Source organism: Acinetobacter sp. 24-47-67, assembly GCF_056779735.1.
In genome coordinates this window covers 1-507 of sequence record NZ_JBWYIK010000032.1, presented here as the reverse complement: position 1 = coordinate 507, position 507 = coordinate 1, and the positions used below count along the sequence as shown (strand labels likewise).

The window sequence follows — 507 nt, the reverse complement described above, 5'->3', positions numbered from 1 at the left end:
CCTGTCGCAGGATAAGTCAGCTCAGCAACGATTTTAGGTTCGCCTTTTTTAGTGACATGATCGGTGGTAATAAAGACTTTTTTCGCACCCACGGCTAAGTCCATTGCACCACCCACAGCAGGGATGGCATCAGGTGCACCGGTATGCCAGTTTGCAAGATCACCATTTTCAGCGACTTGGAAAGCACCCAAGACTGCGATGTCTAAATGACCACCACGCATCATGGCAAATGAATCACCATGATGGAAGAAAGCTCCGCCTTCTAGCAGGGTTACAAACTCTTTACCCGCGTTAATTAACTCAGGGTCACGGTCTTCTTCCGCAGGGGGTGGACCAAAGGCCAATAAACCATTTTCAGAATGTAAAAATACATCTTTGTCAGCAGGTAAATAGCTCGAGATCTTGGTCGGTAAACCAATCCCAAGGTTGACATAAGCACCATCAGGAATATCTTGTGCAACACGTTCAGCAATTTGATCACGGGTTAATTTTTGATAACTCATTTTA

At 45.4% G+C, this 507-nt stretch carries 1 protein-coding gene; it reads right to left on the bottom strand.

Annotated features, from left to right (window positions below):
• The coding region (locus AC1M9K_RS14525) for a CoA-transferase (RefSeq protein WP_481589642.1) at window positions 1-503 on the bottom strand (503 nt) is incomplete at its 3' end.
• Window positions 504-507 lie beyond the last annotated feature (4 nt).